Annotated in this window: 17 protein-coding genes; 11 read left to right on the top strand and 6 right to left on the bottom strand. The window is 63.0% G+C overall.

Annotated features, from left to right (window positions below):
• Nucleotides 1-6 precede the first annotated feature (6 nt).
• Nucleotides 7-846 carry a transporter substrate-binding domain-containing protein gene (locus ACSQ3L_RS10225; RefSeq protein ID WP_436159830.1) on the bottom strand — a complete coding sequence of 280 codons (840 nt, stop codon included), beginning with the start codon at nt 844-846 and terminating at the stop codon, nt 7-9.
• 130 nt (nt 847-976) lie between these two features.
• Here ACSQ3L_RS10225 and ACSQ3L_RS10220 point away from each other — a divergent pair, with 130 nt between their 5' ends.
• Both ACSQ3L_RS10220 and ACSQ3L_RS10215 read left to right on the top strand, forming a co-directional pair.
• Entirely contained in the window at nt 977-1,873 is an 897-nt protein-coding gene (locus ACSQ3L_RS10220) for a LysR substrate-binding domain-containing protein (protein WP_436159829.1), read from the top strand.
• An 82-nt stretch (nt 1,874-1,955) separates the two neighbouring features.
• Nucleotides 1,956-2,330 carry a YciI family protein gene (locus tag ACSQ3L_RS10215; protein ID WP_436159828.1) on the top strand — a complete coding sequence of 125 codons (375 nt, stop codon included), beginning with the start codon at nt 1,956-1,958 and terminating at the stop codon, nt 2,328-2,330.
• On the opposite strand, the gene ACSQ3L_RS10210 is transcribed toward ACSQ3L_RS10215, so the two are convergent.
• The 3 genes from ACSQ3L_RS10210 to trhO all read right to left on the bottom strand — a co-directional run bounded on the left by ACSQ3L_RS10210 (nt 2,331) and on the right by trhO (nt 5,124).
• On the bottom strand, nt 2,331-3,086 hold the full coding sequence (locus ACSQ3L_RS10210; protein ID WP_436159827.1) for an SDR family oxidoreductase: 756 nt from the start codon (nt 3,084-3,086) through the stop codon (nt 2,331-2,333).
• 254 nt (nt 3,087-3,340) lie between these two features.
• Nucleotides 3,341-4,078, bottom strand: a complete 738-nt coding sequence (locus tag ACSQ3L_RS10205; RefSeq protein WP_436159826.1) for a tellurite resistance TerB family protein — start codon at nt 4,076-4,078, stop codon at nt 3,341-3,343.
• A gap of 116 nt (nt 4,079-4,194) precedes the next feature.
• Nucleotides 4,195-5,124, bottom strand: a complete 930-nt coding sequence (gene trhO, locus ACSQ3L_RS10200) for an oxygen-dependent tRNA uridine(34) hydroxylase TrhO (protein ID WP_436159825.1) — start codon at nt 5,122-5,124, stop codon at nt 4,195-4,197.
• Between the two features lie 398 nt (nt 5,125-5,522).
• Between trhO and ACSQ3L_RS10195 the strand changes: the two genes are divergently transcribed.
• Nucleotides 5,523-6,161, top strand: a complete 639-nt coding sequence (locus ACSQ3L_RS10195; RefSeq protein ID WP_436159824.1) for a 2-dehydro-3-deoxy-phosphogluconate aldolase — start codon at nt 5,523-5,525, stop codon at nt 6,159-6,161.
• 151 nt (nt 6,162-6,312) lie between these two features.
• Here ACSQ3L_RS10195 and ACSQ3L_RS10190 read toward each other — a convergent pair whose 3' ends face one another.
• Both ACSQ3L_RS10190 and ACSQ3L_RS10185 read right to left on the bottom strand, forming a co-directional pair.
• On the bottom strand, nt 6,313-8,136 hold the full coding sequence (locus tag ACSQ3L_RS10190) for a DUF882 domain-containing protein (protein ID WP_436159823.1): 1,824 nt from the start codon (nt 8,134-8,136) through the stop codon (nt 6,313-6,315).
• Nucleotides 8,137-8,638: 502 nt separating this feature from the next.
• The gene (locus ACSQ3L_RS10185; protein WP_436159822.1) at nt 8,639-10,168 is read right to left on the bottom strand and encodes a sigma-54-dependent transcriptional regulator; all 1,530 of its coding nucleotides are present in this window, start codon (nt 10,166-10,168) and stop codon (nt 8,639-8,641) included.
• Nucleotides 10,169-10,358: 190 nt separating this feature from the next.
• On the opposite strand from ACSQ3L_RS10185, the gene ACSQ3L_RS10180 reads away from it, so the two are divergent.
• From ACSQ3L_RS10180 to ACSQ3L_RS10145, 8 genes are all read left to right on the top strand, one after another.
• Nucleotides 10,359-12,191: a M3 family oligoendopeptidase gene (locus tag ACSQ3L_RS10180; RefSeq protein ID WP_436159821.1), complete on the top strand. Its 1,833-nt coding sequence runs from the start codon at nt 10,359-10,361 to the stop codon at nt 12,189-12,191.
• A 352-nt stretch (nt 12,192-12,543) separates the two neighbouring features.
• Entirely contained in the window at nt 12,544-13,305 is a 762-nt protein-coding gene (locus ACSQ3L_RS10175; RefSeq protein WP_436159820.1) for a proton-conducting membrane transporter, read from the top strand.
• Between the two features lie 196 nt (nt 13,306-13,501).
• Entirely contained in the window at nt 13,502-14,650 is a 1,149-nt protein-coding gene (locus ACSQ3L_RS10170) for an aminodeoxychorismate synthase component I (protein ID WP_436159819.1), read from the top strand.
• Nucleotides 14,599-15,261: an aminotransferase class IV family protein gene (locus ACSQ3L_RS10165; RefSeq protein ID WP_436159818.1), complete on the top strand. Its 663-nt coding sequence runs from the start codon at nt 14,599-14,601 to the stop codon at nt 15,259-15,261. Before ACSQ3L_RS10170 ends, ACSQ3L_RS10165 begins: the two co-directional genes overlap by 52 nt.
• A gap of 21 nt (nt 15,262-15,282) precedes the next feature.
• Nucleotides 15,283-15,471 carry a YciI family protein gene (locus tag ACSQ3L_RS10160; RefSeq protein ID WP_436159817.1) on the top strand — a complete coding sequence of 63 codons (189 nt, stop codon included), beginning with the start codon at nt 15,283-15,285 and terminating at the stop codon, nt 15,469-15,471.
• Nucleotides 15,468-16,397: a heme-dependent oxidative N-demethylase family protein gene (locus tag ACSQ3L_RS10155; protein ID WP_436159816.1), complete on the top strand. Its 930-nt coding sequence runs from the start codon at nt 15,468-15,470 to the stop codon at nt 16,395-16,397. Before ACSQ3L_RS10160 ends, ACSQ3L_RS10155 begins: the two co-directional genes overlap by 4 nt.
• Nucleotides 16,398-16,525: 128 nt before the next feature.
• Nucleotides 16,526-17,971 (top strand): homospermidine synthase, encoded by a 1,446-nt coding sequence (locus ACSQ3L_RS10150; RefSeq protein ID WP_436159815.1) that lies wholly within the window; start codon nt 16,526-16,528, stop codon nt 17,969-17,971.
• A 184-nt stretch (nt 17,972-18,155) separates the two neighbouring features.
• On the top strand, nt 18,156-18,533 hold the full coding sequence (locus tag ACSQ3L_RS10145) for a hypothetical protein (RefSeq protein ID WP_436159814.1): 378 nt from the start codon (nt 18,156-18,158) through the stop codon (nt 18,531-18,533).
• Nucleotides 18,534-18,684 lie beyond the last annotated feature (151 nt).

The raw sequence follows: 18,684 nt of genomic DNA, 5'->3' as shown, positions 1-18,684 counted from the left end.
TTCCCCTCAATTGGTCGCGTGTTTGACGTCGGTGGCGGTCTCGGGAAGATTCCATTTCTGCAGCAGCGTCTTCATCTCGCCGCTAGCCTGAAGCGCCTCGATAGCCTCCACCAATGCCGCGCGGTTGTCCCCGCCCTTTCTCAGATAGATCCCGTAGGTTTCGCCGTCGCCATAATTGTACGGAATTTGCAGCCGGCCCGGCATCTGCTTGAGACGGAATGCCGCCGTGGTGTCCTGGGTAATCGTCGCCGCGGCACGGCCGACCAGAATCTGTTCGATGACCGCCGAGGCTGAAGGGTAGGTCTGTATCTCAGCTGGTGGCTTGCCGGCTTTCGCCAGTTCGAGGTTCAGGTCCGCAGCCGTCTTTTCATAGGTGGTACCCGCCTCGATAGACAGCACTTTGCCGCTGAGGCCAAGCGGCGACTTGGTCTCGGAATCCGAGGCAGCCGTCACCATCACGACGTTGGAGACGAAGTAAGGAACGGCATCATAGGCCTTGAGGCGCTCCTTGGTCACCATGATGCCGCTTGCAACGAGATCGCAGCGCTCGGCGCCCAGGGACGGCAAGAGCCCCTTGAAGTCGCCGACCACATATCTGGTGGTGCCACCCCACCGCTTGGCGATGGCGTCGACGACATCGACTTCGAAACCGACGAGCTTCTCGTCACCCGGATTCTCGTAATACTGCATGGGTGGGAAATCGCCGCCGGTACAGACGTTCAGGACCCCGTCCCGGACCAGGTTGGAATCCGCGGCCTGTGCCGCCGGCATGGTGGCGAAAAGGGTCGTGACGACCAGCCCGCCAAAGGCGATTTTCGCCGCAACGGTGATGCGTGCGTGAAGCATATCCGAGTTCCCCATTTTTGTTTTTGCGATGCCTGCTTGTGGCTGTCTTCGACCATATGTTGCAATTCTCATGAGACAAGCTAAATCTTTAACGGCATGAAAGAACAGTTTTTCTAAACTAAGGTGCTGTGTGGCCGATCCATCTCTGCATTCGCTAAGAGCCTTCGAAAGCGTGTCGCGGCTAGGCAACGTCGCGGCCGCCGCCGCCGAGCTGCATGTGACGCCAGGCGCCATCAGTCAGCAGCTGCGCGCCTTGCAGCTCTCGCTGGGTATCGACCTTTTCAGGAAAAGCGGCCGCCGCCTCGTGCTGACAGAGCGGGGGGCCACGCTGCAGAAGAGCGTCGGCATGGCCATGCATCAGATCGCGGACTCGATCCGTGAAATATCCGCCAATGCCTATACCACTACGGCCAAGGCCGAGCTGCGCGTATCGGCACCTTCGGTTTTCGGAACGACATGGCTGGCAGCCCGGATTTTTCAGTTCCTGGATGCCAACCAGGACATTCGTATGCAGATGCTCACTGCGGTGGCATTCGAGGAGGTGGACTGGCGAAAGGTCGATGTTGCCATCGTCTACGGCAGTCCGCCCTGGCCAGGATTCTCATGGCAGCTGCTCCACAGCATGCACGCGGCACCGGTCTGTAGCCCGCAATTGCTGCGCGGCCCGAACGGCATTCGCGAGCCGCGCGACGTCCTTCATCATCGACTGCTGCATGAGGATGACGGCAGTCAGTGGAGGCGCTGGCTGATGCAGGCCAGGGTGCCGCACGCCGTGCAATCCGATATCTATTTCGATAATTTTGCCATGGTGCTTCAGGCAGCCCGCGATGGTCACGGCGTTGCGCTGACCAACGACATAATATCCTTCCGCGACCTCGACGAGGGGCGCCTTGTTCAGCCTCTGACGCTATTTACGGCGGCCGCCCGAAACTACTATTGCATATGCCACGAGGAAGGCTTGGCGAATCCGGTCATCGGGCGCTTTGTCGACTGGCTTGTCGAGCAGGCAGCGAAGCCGTCCCGTTGACGATCACATAGGCAAGCTGGGCGACAATGCTGAAACCGGCTACGATCGACCTTGCTTGGTTGACGACCGAAGGGGACGCCAGATGTTCTATGCAATCCTTGCCTATCACGTGGAAGATGCGATCAAGGCGCTGACGCCGCAGGAAGATGCGGCACTTATGGCCGATCTGCTGAAGATACATGACGGGCTCTACGCCGATGGCAGCCTTGGCCCGTCCGCACGGCTTGGCGCGACACAATCGGCCTTTACCTTGCGCGGACCCGGCGACGGCATCATCATTGACGGCCCCTTCGCCGAGACCAAGGAACAGCTTCTCGGTCTCTATGTCGTCGACTGCGCGACGCGCGACGATGCGATCGCCATTGCGCGTGACTTTCGCCGTGTCAATCCGACCGCCGTTTACGAGATCCGTCCCATCGCGCTCTATCTGCCCGGCGCAGAGCTACCGGGAGAATGATTAGCCGCGCCCGACAAATGGCATCTTGGTCGCCATCACGGTCATGAACAGCACGTTGGCATCGAGCGGCAGGCTTGCCATGTGGACGACGGCGTCGGCTACGCGCTGAACATCCATAACCGCCTCGGCTGATATCGAGCCGTTGGCCTGCGGCACGCCGACCGTCATTGGCTGCGCCATGTCGGTCAGCGCGTTGCCGATGTCGATCTGGCCGCAGGCGATGTCATAGGGCCGGCCGTCGAGCGCCAGCGTCTTGGTCAGTCCGGTGATAGCGTGCTTGGTCGCGGTGTAGGGGACCGAGCCTGGACGTGGCGCATAGGCCGATACCGAACCGTTGTTGATGATGCGGCCGCCCATCGGCCTCTGCTTGCGCATGGCGCCGAAGGCGGCGCGGGCGCACAGGAACGAACCGGTGAGATTGACCCCGACAATATCGTTCCACACCTCGACCGGGATCTCGTCGATCGGCGTCGATTTGTAGCCCATGCCGGCATTGTTGAAGAGCAGGTCGACACGGCCGAAGGCCTCCGCCACCGTCTCGAACAGATCGTCGACCTGCTGAGCCTTGGAGATGTCGCAGGCAACCGCCAATGCCTTGGCATCGGTGGGGCCAGCCTCAGCCACGGCTGCATCCAGCACGGATTTGCGGCGTCCGCAGAACACCGTGTTCCAGCCGGCCTTGAGAAGCGCCGTGGCAACGCTCTTGCCGATGCCCGTGCCGGCGCCGGTGACGATGGCGGTTCTTTGCTCGGTCATGACTGTCCTCCGGCAGCGCTGCGCTTGCTCGACTGATTTTCGGGGTTTGGCTCGAAAAAGGAAGGCATCGCAAATGACGGCTGCGATGGCAAGCGAGTCCACCGATCGGACCGACAAAAAAGGGCGGTCATTGGCGACCGCCCTGATCTGAACCGGGCTTGGGAGGAGGAAAAGCCGATCCGACTGTCTAGAATGATGCGCTTGCTGGGTTAACGAAAGGTTAACGCGGAAAGTGCCTCCTGTGCCGTTTTGGCCTACCAGCGCGGATTGGGTGAGGTTCCAGCCTTGGCTGGTACCTTGGCCGCCGAAACCGTCGCCTCGACATGGTCGACCAGCGTGTCCGGCAGGCCAAGCCGGCCGGCAAGCAGGTCAAGATAGCCACGCTCGGCACGCGTGTCGGGATCGATGGTCAGGCGCGACGCCGTGTAGAGTTCGAGCTTCTGCGCATCGGTCTTGGCGCCGGCCACGAGCCTGTCGAGGTCGAGCGGACTTGCCAGCTCAGCCATCAGGAATTTTTCGGCATCGGAGCCTATGCCGGCCACGCTGAGCTTGCCGGCGATCTTCTGGCGCTCGTCATCGTCGATATGGCCATCGGCCTTCGCCGCCGAGATCATCGCTCGTATCAGGGTCAGGGTGAATTCGTCCTCGCCTTGCGGCGCCTGCGACGGGTGGAAGGCGGTGTCCTTGGGCGGCGGCAGCAATTCCGGTTCGCCGGCCGCCGGCGCTTCCGCAGGTGCGTTGCCGGCCTTGTAGTTCTGGTAGGCCTTGTAGGCGAGGCCGCCGATCGCGGCCAGTCCACCAAGCTTCACCGCAGCGCCCGTCACCTCGCGGCCGGCACCGGTTCCGAGCAGCACGGCGGCCAGTGCCCCGGCGGCCAGCGGATTGTCCTTGGCCATCTGCACGGCCTGACCCGCCTTGTCGCGAACGGTGCCGCTGGTGCCGGGAATTTGCGAGCCGAGCAGATCGTCGAGAAGCTTCTTGGGATCGAACATCAATGCCTCCAGGATTTGCCCAGCCGAACGGGCAGGTTTCGAACGTCGAAGACGTAGGTCCCGAAACTTGACATTGCAATGACAGGCAGCCGCTTTCCGGCGGCCCGGTGCCCGGATCAGGAGCCGATATGCGGACCCCTGCCCCGCGCCTGAGCAAGCTCGACCTGGCGCTGGCGCTCGGCATAACGCTGGCGGTCTTCGTCCGAACGCGCATCGAAGCAATGCGGGCACGAAACACCGGCGGCGAATTGAGGCGACGTCAGCTCGCTCGGCGTCAGCGGATGGCGGCAGGCGCGACAGAGTTCCGCCTCGCCCTCGGCGAGGCCGTGCGACACCGAAACCCGCTCGTCGAAGACGAAGCACTCGCCCTGCCACAGGCTCTGTTCGGCCGGAACCTCCTCCAAATATTTGAGGATGCCGCCCTTGAGGTGGAACACATCATCGAAGCCAAGCGATTTGACATAGGCGGTCGCTTTCTCGCAGCGTATGCCGCCGGTGCAGAACATCGCCACCTTGCGGCCTTCGAGCTCCGCCCGGTGCGCTTCCACCCAGGCTGGGAACTCGCGAAAGCTTGCAGTGGCGGGGTCGATCGCGCCCTTGAACGTGCCGATCGACACCTCGTAGGCGTTGCGCGTGTCGATGATGACGGTATCGGGCTGCGAAATCAGCGCGTTCCAGTCGGCCGGCGCGACATAGGTGCCGGCGCTTTTCGAAGGATCGATGTCATCGACACCCATGGTGACGATCTCGCGCTTTAGCCGCACCTTCATGCGGTGGAACGGCATCTCAGCAGCTACGCTGTACTTGACTTCGAGACCGGCGAGCCCTTCGATGGCTTCGAGATACAAGATCAGTTCGGCAATCGCCGTTTCGCTACCTGCAACGGTGCCGTTGATGCCTTCATGCGCCAGAAGCAGCGTGCCCTTGATGCCGCGCCCGCAGCAGAAGGCGGCGAGCGGCGCGCGCAGTTCCTCGAAAGCATCGAGCCGGGCAAACCGGTAGAGCGCCGCGACGCGAAGGGGTGGAAGGGGTGGAAGTGATGTCATCGCCGAAGCCACTAGACGCTCAAGCAAGCCGATTCAAGGCAAAGCGGGAAACCCGCAGGGCAACGAACTCGGGTTAACGGGTTCCTTCGGAGCCTTCGCCGGCGCGTTGGCTGACGGAGCATTGAACGAAAAACCCGCCCGTGCGGCGGGTCACTGGCGCAAATCAGCACCATAGATAAATATGTACCTTAGCTGAGGGCATGGAGTCAAGAAAAAATTCCTATCGTGAAAAGCTGCCCGGCACAAAAGCTGCTGACACCGCCGTACTGGCTGTCGCCTTTGTTAACCTAATCCCGGCGAGCATCGACGACGCGTGACATCGCGACACGGCCGGTTTCGTGGACAGGAAAACGACCTTCTGCTAATCGGTTGAATTGTTCCACGCCACGGAGAGACACATGCCCAGCAAGACCGAAAAACTCCTGTCGCTCCTCAACGGCCAGCCAGTCATCCCGGTGCTGAAGATCTCCGATGTCGCCGATGCCGTGCCCCTGGCACGCGCTCTGGCACGCGGCGGCCTGCCGGCGATCGAGATTACGCTGAGGACCGCCGATGCATTGGAAGCGATCCGGCGGGTGGCTGGTGAAGTCGAGGAAGCCATCGTCGGCGCCGGCACCATTCTCGATATCAGGCAGTTCGAAGAGGCGGCTGCCGCGGGCTCGCGATTCATCGTCAGCCCCGGCATCACCCGCGAGCTTCTGGCGGCAGCCGCCGATAGCGATGTTCCGTTGCTGCCCGGAGCCATCACGCCCGGCGAGATCATGGCCGCGCGCGAGGCAGGCTTGCGCTTCCTGAAATTCTTCCCGGCCGAGCAGTCGGGCGGCATCGCGTCGCTGAAGGCCTTCGCCTCGCCGCTGGCCGATGTGAAGTTCTGTCCTACCGGCGGCATCACCGGCAAGAACGCGGCCGACTATCTCAGCCTGCCAAACGTCATCTGCGTCGGCGGTTCCTGGGTGGCGCCTGACGATCTGGTCAAGGCCGGCAAGTGGGACGAGATCGAAGCGCTCGCCCGCGCGGCGAGCAAGCTCGCGAAATAGGCATTCGGCGCAGCAGGAAAAAACCCGGCCGACTCGCATCGGCCGGGTTTTTGATTCGGCTTCGATCAGTTGCCCAGTCGCGCAACAAAAAGAGTCACGCAACAAAAAGCCGCGCAGGTTGCCCGGCGCGGCTTTGTCGATCGATTGGTCGTCACTTGGTCTGGAAGCGGGCAACCGACAGGAACTTGACGGCGTTGCCGGTGAAGCGATTGGCATCGGCCACCTCGCTGCTCGGCTGGAAGCCGGCGGTGTAGACCTCGCTCGGCGGCGTGTGCACGATGCTGTAGGCGTAGCCCGGCGCCGTTGTCGCGCTTGAAACGGTGGCGACATGCTCGCCACTGGTCAGCGCCCAGCGGGCGGCCTGCGGTGCCGCGGCAACCACCATGGCCTTGGGGCCGGGCTTCAGGTCGCGGGCGGTGGCCCTCGATTCCTTGCGGGTCGTCTTGACGCCGGCGCCGATCGCGGCGGCCGGATCGGAGCCGGCCGGGCGGGCTACGACAGCATCGCGAGGCGATGCGGCGTCAGTGCCCGGATCGTTGAAGGCCGAACGCGGCTCGGACTGGGACAGCGAAGCAACCTGGTAATAGGCCGCGCCGACCTGGGCATTGGCCTCGTCGAGCACGGCCTTGACCTCGTCCGGCTTGGCGATCTCGGGCCGCGCCGTCGGCAGCACCGAGAACGCATCGGTCGCGGTCTTGCCTTGATCGGCTGTCTCAGCCAGCGCCATCAGCACATCCTTGCTGGGTGACGGAGCCAAAGCGGCTGGCAGCGAAGTGTCGGGGCGCCATGTCGGCAACGGTACGTTGTTGACCGCGACCTGGGTCGCATCAGCCGAAGCCTTTGCATCGGCCAATCCGAAAGGAACGCTCGCCGGGGCATGCGCGGTCGCCACGGCTTGCTCGGTGGTGGCCGTCGCATCCGCCATGGCAAAAGGCACGTTCTCAGGTTGCTGCGCGCCGACATCGGCCTTCGGCCGCGGTGCGAAATCAGGCAGCGGAACGCTGCGTGCCGGCAGCGCCGCGATGATCGTCTCCGGCGTATCCTTTTCCGGCTCCGGAGCCTGTTCCTCGGCAATCTGCGGAATTTCGGCGCGCTGCGCATTCTCCGGCGCCACGATGGCGATGCCCGGGAGATTGCTGGTCTTGGCTGCCGCGGCCGGCTTCAGGTTTCTCGGCTTGGGCGCGGGGGCAGCCGAAGCGGTCTCGACATCGGCGCTGTCCTCGGCCTCGTCGTCGCCGCCGCCAAAGAAAGCCGACAGGAACCCACCCGATTTCTTGCTGCTGCCGCCGGCACTGGCCAGTTCGATGGCCGGCGAGCCCGAACCCTTGCGCGCCTTGTAGGAGGCGAGCGCCTGCTCGAAGCCGGGCAGCGGCCTGCCGTCGCTCGGCACATGCAGCGTCTTGCCGTTGGGGAACAGGCTGACCAGTTCCTGTCGGCTGATGCCGGGCCAATGACGCACATTGCCGACATCCATATGGACGAACGGCGAACCGGATGACGGATAGTAGCCGACGCCACCGCCCTGCATCTTGAGGCCGATGTTGCGCAGCTTCTTCAGCGGCACGCCGGGAATGTAGAAATCCATCGCCTTGCCGAGCATGTGCTGGCTCTTCTCGGCGACGCCTCGGCTCCGGCTGCGCAGCATCGAGTTGGTCGACGGCGAGCGATAGCCGCAAACGACCTGGATGTAATCCGTGGCGCCAGCCTCCCGGTACGCCTCCCAGACCAGATCCAGCAGACGCGGATCCATCTTGGTCGGCTCGTTGCGACGCCAGTCGCGCAGAATGATGTTGATCTTCCTGAGACCCTCGGGAACGTAACGGCCGTTGCGCTTGTAGACGATCTCGGCCTTCTCGTGGGTGTGGAGGTGATAGAGCTTCAGCGAACGTGTTTCGGCGCTGGCTCCGGTCGCAGCCGCGGCAACAAAACCAAAAGCGACAATCAACACCGCCAGCCACTTCGGCCAGACGCTCAAATGATGGTGCCGCCCGTTTGTGTGTCGTTCGATTCTGTTCAAATCAAAAGGCCCTGCAGGCTGCCGTTTGTCCCCGGATTTGCCCAAACGGATGTGTCGTTATCACATCCGAATATCGATCCTAATGGTTAATCATCGCTTATTGAAGCCGAAATGCGGTAACACCGTGGCGATATCCCGTCAAAAATTGTGCACAGGATTTCTTGGTAAACCGCTGGTTTAGATCATGTTTCCGCCTTTGCCCGAACACGATCTGTTACCGTTGGCCTTAATGCGTGAACAGAGCTGTCCACAGGCCTGCCACGATTCCGCTGAAAGCCCGATACAGGGCCAATTGTAGCGGTGCAAGCTGGCGCCGACCTTGTGCCGAAGCCTGCAGCAAGGAGCCATGCTTTCTAAGGTGTTTCGAGATTCGGGCCAGGCCGAGCCGAAAGTGATGGCTCTCGAGAACCGGAGCGGAGCTACCGTTCGCAGGCCGGAATCACCTGAATATCAGCAAACCTTAGGAGGCGAGTCGGTCGACGCGGCCGGTCTCCGGATCGATGCCGTATTCCTTGAGCTTGCGGTAGAGCGTCGAGCGGCCGATGCCGAGTCGACGTGCGACTTCGCTCATCTGGCCGTTGTAGTGGTCGATGGCGAGCTTGATCATTTCGAGTTCGACATCGGCCAGCGCACGCACATTGCCGCGCTCGTCGAGCGCCCGCAATGTGCCGAAGCGGGGCTGCAGCCTGGCCGGCGGATCGAACGTAGTTGCCTGGCTACCCTCGCCAGGCAAGGCGTCTTCATCGCGACCCTCCAAAGGCAGGGACGGCGCGTCGCCGTCGGCACCGAGGTTGACGGTGCCTTCCACCTGCGCCCGGATCTGCGGGAAGTCCTCCGCGGTCAACATATCGCCTTCGCAAAGCACCGAGGCCCGGAAGACGGCATTTTCGAGCTGCCGGATGTTTCCGGGCCAATCATAGGCCTGCAACACGGCAAGCGCCGCCGCCGAAATGCCTTGCAAGCGATGACGCGGGTCGGCCGGCGCCACCTTGTCCATAAAATGGGTGACCAGATAGGGGATGTCGTCGCGGCGGTCGCGCAACGGCGGTACGAAGATCGGGTAGACGTTCAGCCGATAGAACAGATCCTCGCGGAACTTGCCGTCCTTGACCTGCTGCAGCAGGTTGCGGTGCGTCGCCGAAATCAACCTGATGTCGACCCTGACGGTCGAGCGTCCGCCGACCGGATCGACCTCACCGTCCTGGACCGCGCGCAACAGCTTGACCTGCACGTCGAGCGGCAGGTCGCCGATCTCGTCGAGAAACAGCGTGCCCGAATGCGCCTCGACGAATTTTCCGGTGTGCTTGTCGGTGGCGCCGGTGAACGAACCCTTCTCGTGGCCGAACAGGATCGATTCGACCAGATTGTCGGGAATGGCGCCACAATTGACGGTGACGAAGGGTTTCGAACGGCGGTCGCCGCTGCCCTGGATGGCGCGCGCCACCAGTTCCTTGCCGACGCCGGACTCGCCCTCGATCAGGATCGGGATGTTGGATGCGGCCGCCTTCTGGCCAAGTCGGATCACCTTGTCCATGGCCGGGCTGTGCGTGATCATGTCCTTGAAGGTCAGCAGGCCGCCGCGCTTGCGCGACGTGCGCTTGACCTCACCCTCGACGGCCTCGACCTTGAGCGCATTGCTAATCGACGCCTGCAGCCTGTCGGGAGACGCCGGCTTGACGACGAAATCGAAGGCGCCGTGACGCATCGCCGAAACCACGGTCTCGATGCCGCCCTGCGCGGTCTGCACGATGGCCGGCACATTGATGTCGCGCTCGCGCATCGCCTTCAGCACGCCGATGCCGTCGACACCGGGCATGACTAGATCGAGGATGACCACCGAAACCTCGCGGGCGCTGGGTCCATCGAGGATATCGAGAGCGGCCGCGCCGCCATCCACGACGATTGCGCTGTAGCCGAACCGCGTCACCGCCGCCTCGAGCAGCCGGCGCTGCACGGGATCGTCATCGACTATGAGTATGGAACCTGTCATGACTGGTACGACTGCCCGCCCGAGGAATTCTGCCCTGTGGACCATCTTGGCACAGGGTTCTAAATAAGGTTTCAAAAAACCCGGTGAATGAATTCCTTAGGATTTGACCGGCTTCTCATTTCCCCTTGAACTTCGGCCACGGAAGGTGTCGGCAATGCGCATGGATTCTGGGCACATGGATTCTGGGCACATGGTTTCTGCTCGGCGGCTTGCGGCGCCGGCCTCCGGTCAGGGCGCGGCCGAGCTTGGCGACCTGCCGGAATGGAACCTTGCCGACCTCTATGCCGGCATGGACGCGCCCGAACTGAAGCGCGACATCGCCAAGGCCGCCACTGATGCGACCAGCTTCGAGAGCCGCTGGAAGGGTACGCTGGCCGCAGAGGCCGAGCGCGGCAGCGCCGGCAGACTGGGCGAGGCGCTTGTCGCCTACGAGGCGCTGGAGGAACTGATCGGCCGTATCGTCTCCTATGCGGGACTGGTCTATGCCGGGAACACCGCCGACCCGCAGCGCGCCAAGCTCTATGGCGACATCCAGGAGAAGATGACCGACGCCAGCGCGCACCTTCTGTTCTTCGCGCTCGAACTCAACCTGATCGACGATGCGTCGATCGAAGGCGCGCTCGCCGGCGATCCCGCGTTCGGCCATTACAGGCCATGGGTGCTCGATCTGCGCAAGGATAAGCCCTACCAGCTCGAGGATCGTGTCGAGCAGCTCTTCCACGAAAAGTCGATCACCGGGCGCGGCGCCTGGAACCGCCTGTTCGATGAAACGATGACCGACCTTCGCTTCGACATCGACGGCGAGGAATTGACGCTGGAGCCGGCGCTGAACCGCCTGCAGGACGCCGATGGCGAGGTGCGCCGCCGGGCGTCCGAGGCGCTGGCCGCGACCTTCCGCAAAAATTTGCGCACATTCACGCTGATCACCAACACGCTGACCAAGGACAAGGAGATTTCCGACCGCTGGCGCGGCTTCGAGGACATCGCCGATTCACGCCATCTCGCCAATCGCGTCGAGCGCAGTGTGGTGGATGCCCTGGCTTCCGCCGTTCGCGACGCCTATCCGCGCCTGTCGCACCGCTATTACGCGATGAAGGCGCGCTGGCTGGGCATGGAGGTGATGAACCACTGGGACCGCAATGCGCCGTTGCCGGACACGCCGCAGGCGATCATCGGCTGGGACGAGGCCAGGAATACGGTGCTGTCGGCCTATCAGCGTTTTTCGCCTGACATGGCCGAGATCGCGCGAACCTTCTTCGACCGCAACTGGATCGACGCGCCGGTGCGTCCGGGCAAGTCGCCCGGCGCCTTCGCCCATCCGACCGTGCCGTCGGCGCATCCCTATGTGCTGCTCAACTACATGGGCAAGCCGCGCGATGTGATGACCTTGGCGCATGAGCTTGGCCATGGCGTGCATCAGGTGCTGGCCAGCGGCCAGGGCGCACTGATGGCCTCGACGCCGCTGACGCTGGCCGAGACGGCGTCGGTCTTCGGCGAGATGCTGACCTTCCGCTCGCTGCTCGACCAGACCACCGACAGGCGCGAGCGCAAGGCCATGCTCGCCCAGAAGGTCGAAGACATGATCAACACGGTGGTGCGCCAGATCGCCTTCTATGAATTCGAGCGCAAGGTGCACGCCGAGCGCAAGAATGGCGAGCTGACCTCCGACAGGCTCGGCCAATTCTGGCTGGAAGTGCAGGCCGAAAGCCTGGGTCCCGCGATCAAGTTGCGCGAAGGCTATGAGGTGTTCTGGACCTACATTCCGCACTTCATCCATTCGCCCTTCTATGTCTACGCCTATGCTTTCGGCGACTGCCTGGTGAACTCGCTCTACGCCGTTTACCAGAACGCCGAGCGCGGCTTTCAGGACAAGTATTTCGAGATGCTGCGCGCCGGCGGCACCAAGCATCATTCCGAACTTCTGGCGCCCTTCGGCCTCGACGCCACCGATCCCGCCTTCTGGCAGATCGGGCTTGGCGTCATCAGTGGCCTGATCGACGAGCTGGAAGCACTCGACGCTTGAAACGCGTCCCCCAACAGTTTAGCCGGAATGCATATTGGGATAGCTCTATCGTCGCCCTAAATATCTGTTCTTGAAGTACTCTCCATCGAAGTTTTCCGATAGCTTTCCACAAGCTCTATGATAGCCTTCGCTCCAAGCTCAGCCGGAGCGCATGCGGATCGGCGAGGAAAAATCCCAGCCGGCCGTGGCGCTCAGGCGAACGCGACAACGGCCGTTGGGCATGGGCAAGCTAAGCCGATCGCCGACAGCTTGAACCGAAGCCGGCTGTTCTGCGAACCGCGGAATCACCATCGAGTAGTCCTTCGCCGAAGGTCATGACCCCACGGTAGACGAATCTGACTGGAGAGAGACAATGGGCACTTTTTTCTACGTGGTCCTGGCGTTCCTGGTAGGCGTGTTGGTGGGCTGGTTCCTCTGGGGACGTCTGCGCGGTGAGCTCGACAGCTTGCGTGGTGACGTTGATCGCACCCGCAGCGAGCGCGACAGGCTGCGCGCCGACAGCGACCGCCTGACCGGTGAGCTCGATGCATGCGGCAAGACCCGCGCCGATCTCGAGCGCCGGCTGCGCGACGCGCAGGCAACGCCCGCTGCCGGCGCCGCGGCAAAGGCGGCTCCCTCGGCCCTGATGTCGACACCCGCGACAGCCAAATCCGCCCCCGTAAAGCCGGCACCGGCCAAACCGGCCGCTGCCAAAGCCGCGCCTGCAAAAGCGACGGCTGCGAAATCGGCGGCAAGGCCGGCAGCGTCGAAATCCACAACGGCCAAACCCGCGGCGAGCAAATCCGCGACCGCGGCAGCCAAGAGTTCGGCCGCACCAAAGGCGGCCCCTGCCAAAAAAGCTGCACCGGCAGGCGCGGCAAAACCCGACAATCTGCGCCGGCTGATCGGCATTGGTCCGGTCAACGAGAAGCTGCTCAAGGCGCAAGGCATCACCAGCTTCGCCCAGATCGCCGGCTGGACAGCCGCCGATATCAAGCGGATCGAGGACGTCATGAATTTCGACGGCCGCATCGCGCGCGAGCGCTGGATCGAGCAGGCCAAACTGCTCGCCGCCGGCAACGAGAAGGAATTCGCCAAGCAGTTTCCAACAGCTGGAACAGCCAGCAACACTTGATAGCACAGCGACGACTGCAAGCGGCGCCGCCAATATGGCGCCGCCGTTTGCTTTTGGGCCTAGCTTGGCTAAAGTCGACCCAAAGGTCGGCCCAAAGGTCGGCTTTGAGGGGCAGCGTGCCGTTCCCTCGATTGCGCGCGAGCGGCCCCCCATATAGAGCGGATGATGGCATCATCGACCGCAGCATCCGAGTATCATGTCCCTGCCCGCCGCAATTTTCCGCAATGACGAAAGCGCGCGCCAGCTCGTCTTCGACCGGCCGGCCGATGTCATCGTGGCGCATGAGGCAAAGGATTTCGGGCCGGCGCTGGAAGCCGCGCAAGCCGCGCACGATGCAGGTAAATGGCTTGCCGGCTATTTCTCCTATGAGGCGGGCTATCTGCTCGAACCCAAGCTTGTTCCCTTGCTGCCGGTCGGACGCCGCGCTCCACTCGTCTGCCTCGGGGTCTTCGATGCGCCGGTCGAAGAGGCGGTGCCGCCGCGCAACACAGCGGCGACCAATGGTCCGATCTTCGATGCCCGTGCGACGTGGTCGCCCGAGGACTACGAGAAGCGGTTCTCGCGGCTGCATCAGCACATCAGGCAGGGCGATTGTTACCAGGGCAATTTGACCTTTCCAATTCATGCGCAATGGTCGGGCGAGCCGCTGGCCGCCTTCGATGCGTTGACCGAACGCCAGCCGGTGAAATATGGCGCGCTGATCGCGCTCGGTGAACCCATCGTGCTGTCGCGCTCGCCCGAGCTCTTCTTCGAGATCGACGCCGAGGGCATGATCGAGACGCATCCGATGAAGGGTACCGCACCGCGCGGCGCGACGAAGGCCGAGGACGAACGGCAGAAGATCTTCCTGCGCAACGACGAGAAGAACCAGGCCGAAAATCGGATGATCGTCGATCTCCTGCGCAACGATATCTCGCTGATCACCGAGGTCGGCACGCTGGACGTGCCGGCGCTGTTCCGCATTGAGACCTATCCGACGGTCCACCAGATGGTAAGCGACGTCAGGGCAAAACTGCTACCGGGGCTCTCGATCCGCCAGATCTTCGCGGCACTGTTTCCTTGCGGCTCGATCACCGGCGCGCCGAAGATCCGCGCCATGGAAATCCTGCACGATCTGGAGGAAGGCACGCCCCGCGACGCCTATTGCGGCGCCATCGGCTGGATCGCGCCCGGCGGCACGATGCGCTTTTCCGTGGCGATCCGCACCATCTCGCTCTTTTCGGGTGGTGAAGCCGTCTACAATGTCGGTGGCGGCGTCGTCTTCGATTCGACGGCTGAGGAGGAGTATCAGGAGTGTCTGCTGAAGGCGCGCTTCGCGACGGGAACACCGCCGACTTCCAGCTGATCGAGACCATGCGTTGGGAACCCGGCTCGGGCTTCCTGCGCTTCGATCGCCATCTCGCGCGCCTCTATGGCTCGGCGGCGGAGCTCGGCTTCCGCTGTGATCCGGGCAAGGTCGGCGAGGCGCTGAGCAGCGCGGTCAGCAATTCCGGCATTGCCATGCGCACACGCCTCGTCCTGTCGCACGACGGCGAGGTGACGGCCTCGGCACAACCCTATGAGCCGCCCGCCGCGGACAAGGTCTGGACGCTGCGGCTGGCCAGAACGCGGTTGGATTCGCACGACATGCTGCTGCGTCACAAGACCAGCCGGCGGCAGCACTACACGCATGCCCGTGCCGAGTATCTCATCACCCAGGCCGACGAGGTGATCCTGGCCAATGAGCGCGGCGAGATCTGCGAAGGCACGATCACCAATGTCTTCGCTGATTTCGGCGACGGTGTTCTGGCAACGCCCCGGCTCGACTGCGGCCTTCTGCCTGGCGTATTGCGCGCAGAGCTTCTGGATGAAGGCCGCGCCCGCGAAGCGATCTACAGCTTGGATGATTTGATATCCGCAAGGGCACTGTTCGTCGGCAATTCGCTGCGCGGACTGATCCCGGCCAAACTTGCCTGAGAACCAGACCGAGAGGATGCCATGTTCGTCGTCTCCGGGCCGAAGAAACCGCGAACCGGCGGTATCATCATTGCGCAATGCCCGCGCGAGGTGCTCGATGCCAGGCTAGCCGCCGATCCCTTCGCCAAGGCAGGCGCGGCCGACTATGACGTCACCGAATTCCTGGCGAGGATGACCAGCGCCGGACTCGACGAATTCAGGGAAGCATGAGCTTGGCCGATCTGCCCACCCACACGCCCTATGACGGCTCTTCGAAACTCTTCACCATCGGGCTGAAGCCGCTCGATCCGGCGGACTGGATCGAGATCGACGGCCATTTGCTGCCGTATCTCGCCGAGAAGCACCGGCTCTATGCCGAAATCCCCGAGCGGGTTTTCGTCGAGGAGGACCGCACGCGGGACGCCCAGCAGGAAGTGCTCGACCTGCTCGGTGCGCATCTCATGGAGAGGTTCCCCGAAACCTATCGGCGCACCGGATCGGGCGTCGAGGTGATGGGCGCGGCGGGCCGTCTGCCTGCTTCCCTCGCCGATGCTCCGCTGGCCAGGGCCTCACAGCTCATCCAGGAAGACCTGATCCTGATGCGCCGCGGCGATAGCGGCTGGCGGCTGGTCGCCGGCTCACTGTGCTTTCCCTCGTCCTGGTCGCTGCTGGAAAAGTTCGGCAAGCCGCTGCATGACATTCATGCGCCGGTGCCGGGTTTCGGCCCCGGCACGCGTCCGGCCGACCTGATCAACCGGATGTTCGACGGCCTCCAGGGGCAAGCCGTCGAGCGCTACAACTGGTCGATCCAGTCAGGCGACGCGCTCTACCATCCGCTCTCCGGCCTGCAACGCATCGATCGCGCCACCAATCGACCGTCGCGCTTTCCCGATGGCGACATCGACGCCCACGCCTTCATCCGCGTCGAACGACAGACGTTGCGAAAACTGCCTGTTACACGCGATATCCTGTTCACCATCCGCATCCATCTCGATCCGCTCAAGGTGCTGGCGCGGCACCCCGATCGGGCGAAGCTCGCGGCGTCCTTCGCTGCCCAACTCGAAGCGCTCGATCTCGCCCAGCTAGACTACAAGGGCCTGACATCGGACCGCGACCGGCTGATCTCAGTCCTTAACCACATGGCTAATGACGTCTAGCCGCTGGTTGGCGCTTTTCGCTGGTTTGTGACAATGATCTGTGATGTAGCGCATGACCGCCGGGCAAAAATGCCCGGTTTTGCGTGTGTTTTCCCAGTTTCCTGGGTTTTGAAGGAGTATCCGATAAAATGGCGACTGAAAACTGGCCCGTTTACGGTGAAATCACCGGCCCTGTCGTGATGATCGGCTTCGGTTCGATCGGTCGGGGAACGCTGCCGCTGATCGAGCGCCATTTCAAGTTCGACGAGTCGCGCATGACGGTCATCGACCCGCGCGACACCGACCGCAAGCTGCTCGACGAGCGCGGCATCGCCTTTGTCCAGGAAGCGGTGACCGAGAAGAACTACAAGAAGCTGTTGACGCCGCTGCTGACCAATGGCGGCGGCCGGGGCTTTTGCATCAACCTGTCAGTCGATACCGGCTCGGTCGACCTGATGCGGCTCTGCCGCAAGCTCGGCGTGCTCTACATCGACACCGTCGTCGAGCCGTGGCTCGGCTTCTATTTCGACGCCAAGGCCGACAACGCCAGCCGCTCCAACTATGCGCTGCGCGAGTCGCTGCTCAAGGAAAAGCACGACAAGCCCGGCGGCGCGACGGCGATTTCCACCTGCGGCGCCAATCCTGGCATGGTCTCGTGGTTCGTCAAGCAGGCGCTGGTCAACCTCGCGACTGATCTTGGCCTCGAGTTTTCGGAGCCGACACAGGACGACCGCGAGGGCTGGGCCAAGCTGATGAAGAAGGCCGGCGTCAAGGGCATCCACATCGCCGAACGCGACACCCAGCGCGCCAAGAAGCCGAAGCCGATGGACGTGTTCTGGAACACCTGGTCGGTCGAGGGCTTCATCTCCGAAGGCCTGCAGCCCGCCGAGCTCGGCTGGGGCACGCATGAGACATGGATGCCGAAGAACGGCAAGAAGCACAAGCACGGCTCCAAGGCCGCCATCTATCTGGAGCAGCCCGGCGCCAACACGCGGGTTCGCTCGTGGTGCCCGACGCCCGGCGCGCAATACGGCCTGCTGGTGACGCACAACGAGGCGATCTCGATCGCCGATTTCTTCACCGTGCGCTCCAAGAAGGGCAAGGTGCACTACCGCCCGACCTGCCACTATGCCTACCATCCCTGCAACGACGCGATGCTGTCGCTGGACGAGATGTTCGGCGCCGCCGGCAAGCCTCAGCCGGTACACCACGTGCTCGACGAGAACGAGCTGGTCGACGGCGTCGACGAACTCGGCGTGCTGCTCTACGGCCATGACAAGAACGCCTACTGGTACGGCTCGCAGCTGTCGCTCGCCGAAGCGCGCAAGCTGGCGCCCTACCAGAACGCAACCGGCATGCAGGTCACCTCGGCGGTGCTCTCGGGCATGGTCTGGGCGCTGGAGAACCCCGAGGCCGGCATCGTTGAGGCCGACGAGATGGATTACAAGCGCTGCCTGGAAGTGCAGTCCCAGTATCTCGGACCGGTCAACGGCTACTATACCGACTGGACGCCGCTCGATAACCGCCCCGGCCTGTTCCCGGAAGACCTCGACCGCAACGACCCGTGGCAATTCCGCAACATCCTCGTTCGATAGCACCGCACGGGGCATACCTCCCCGCCTTGCAATCGCCCGGAAATCGGGCGATTGAAGGGATGCGGACGAGAGCGATGGGCGTCCATTTGGACGCACGTCGCTCTGGAAACTTGGATGCACGCCTCGTGCTTTTCGAAAATCGATTCCGATTTTTTAGGCCGATGCGAGAGGAGAGGATTTTCATATGACCATTGCGCGCAAAATTCTTTCGATGAGCGTGGCGGGTGCCATTGCGACGATGCTCGCCGCCTGTGCGACCAGCGGCCCCGATGAACCGCCGATGGCAGCGGCGCCGAAAGGCGTCGAGGGCTCCTGGATCGACGCCAAGGGTACCGGCCTGTCGACCTTCGCCGGCGGCACTTTCACGACCGTCGCCACCGACACCGGTCAGAAGCTTGCCGACGGCAGCTACACGATGACCGGCGCCACTTCGGTGCAGATCAACGGCACCTCGCTGATCCGCCAGACCGCGGTCAGCTTCAACTGCCTGATGGTGTCCACAAGCCAGCTCAACTGCACCAGCTCCAGCGGCCAGAATTTCGTCCTGACACGGCGCGTCTGAACCCACGAGCATTCGTTCTCCAAGGACGGTGGCCGGTGGGCCGCCGTCCTTTTTTATGCCGGCAAAGGTTTCCCGGATTCCGCTTGCGTCATCCGGAACGCGATGGGAACATGGCCAAAGCGCCGGCTGTTATGTTCCAGTCAAGCAAGAG

Origin of the sequence: Mesorhizobium sp. LjRoot246, assembly GCF_964254115.1 — a bacterium.
Lineage (GTDB): Bacteria > Pseudomonadota > Alphaproteobacteria > Rhizobiales > Rhizobiaceae > Mesorhizobium.
This window is presented reverse-complemented; position numbering and strand designations above follow the sequence as displayed.

Coding starts and splice junctions, on each gene's coding strand:
- ACSQ3L_RS10225 (WP_436159830.1), bottom strand. CDS start 846: ATGCTTCACGCACGCATCACCGTTGCGGCGAAAATCGCCTTTGGCGGG.
- ACSQ3L_RS10215 (WP_436159828.1), top strand. CDS start 1,956: ATGTTCTATGCAATCCTTGCCTATCACGTGGAAGATGCGATCAAGGCG.
- ACSQ3L_RS10210 (WP_436159827.1), bottom strand. CDS start 3,086: ATGACCGAGCAAAGAACCGCCATCGTCACCGGCGCCGGCACGGGCATC.
- ACSQ3L_RS10205 (WP_436159826.1), bottom strand. CDS start 4,078: ATGTTCGATCCCAAGAAGCTTCTCGACGATCTGCTCGGCTCGCAAATT.
- trhO (WP_436159825.1), bottom strand. CDS start 5,124: ATGACATCACTTCCACCCCTTCCACCCCTTCGCGTCGCGGCGCTCTAC.
- ACSQ3L_RS10195 (WP_436159824.1), top strand. CDS start 5,523: ATGCCCAGCAAGACCGAAAAACTCCTGTCGCTCCTCAACGGCCAGCCA.
- ACSQ3L_RS10185 (WP_436159822.1), bottom strand. CDS start 10,168: ATGACAGGTTCCATACTCATAGTCGATGACGATCCCGTGCAGCGCCGG.
- ACSQ3L_RS10180 (WP_436159821.1), top strand. CDS start 10,359: ATGGTTTCTGCTCGGCGGCTTGCGGCGCCGGCCTCCGGTCAGGGCGCG.
- ACSQ3L_RS10175 (WP_436159820.1), top strand. CDS start 12,544: ATGGGCACTTTTTTCTACGTGGTCCTGGCGTTCCTGGTAGGCGTGTTG.
- ACSQ3L_RS10170 (WP_436159819.1), top strand. CDS start 13,502: ATGTCCCTGCCCGCCGCAATTTTCCGCAATGACGAAAGCGCGCGCCAG.
- ACSQ3L_RS10160 (WP_436159817.1), top strand. CDS start 15,283: ATGTTCGTCGTCTCCGGGCCGAAGAAACCGCGAACCGGCGGTATCATC.
- ACSQ3L_RS10155 (WP_436159816.1), top strand. CDS start 15,468: ATGAGCTTGGCCGATCTGCCCACCCACACGCCCTATGACGGCTCTTCG.
- ACSQ3L_RS10150 (WP_436159815.1), top strand. CDS start 16,526: ATGGCGACTGAAAACTGGCCCGTTTACGGTGAAATCACCGGCCCTGTC.
- ACSQ3L_RS10145 (WP_436159814.1), top strand. CDS start 18,156: ATGACCATTGCGCGCAAAATTCTTTCGATGAGCGTGGCGGGTGCCATT.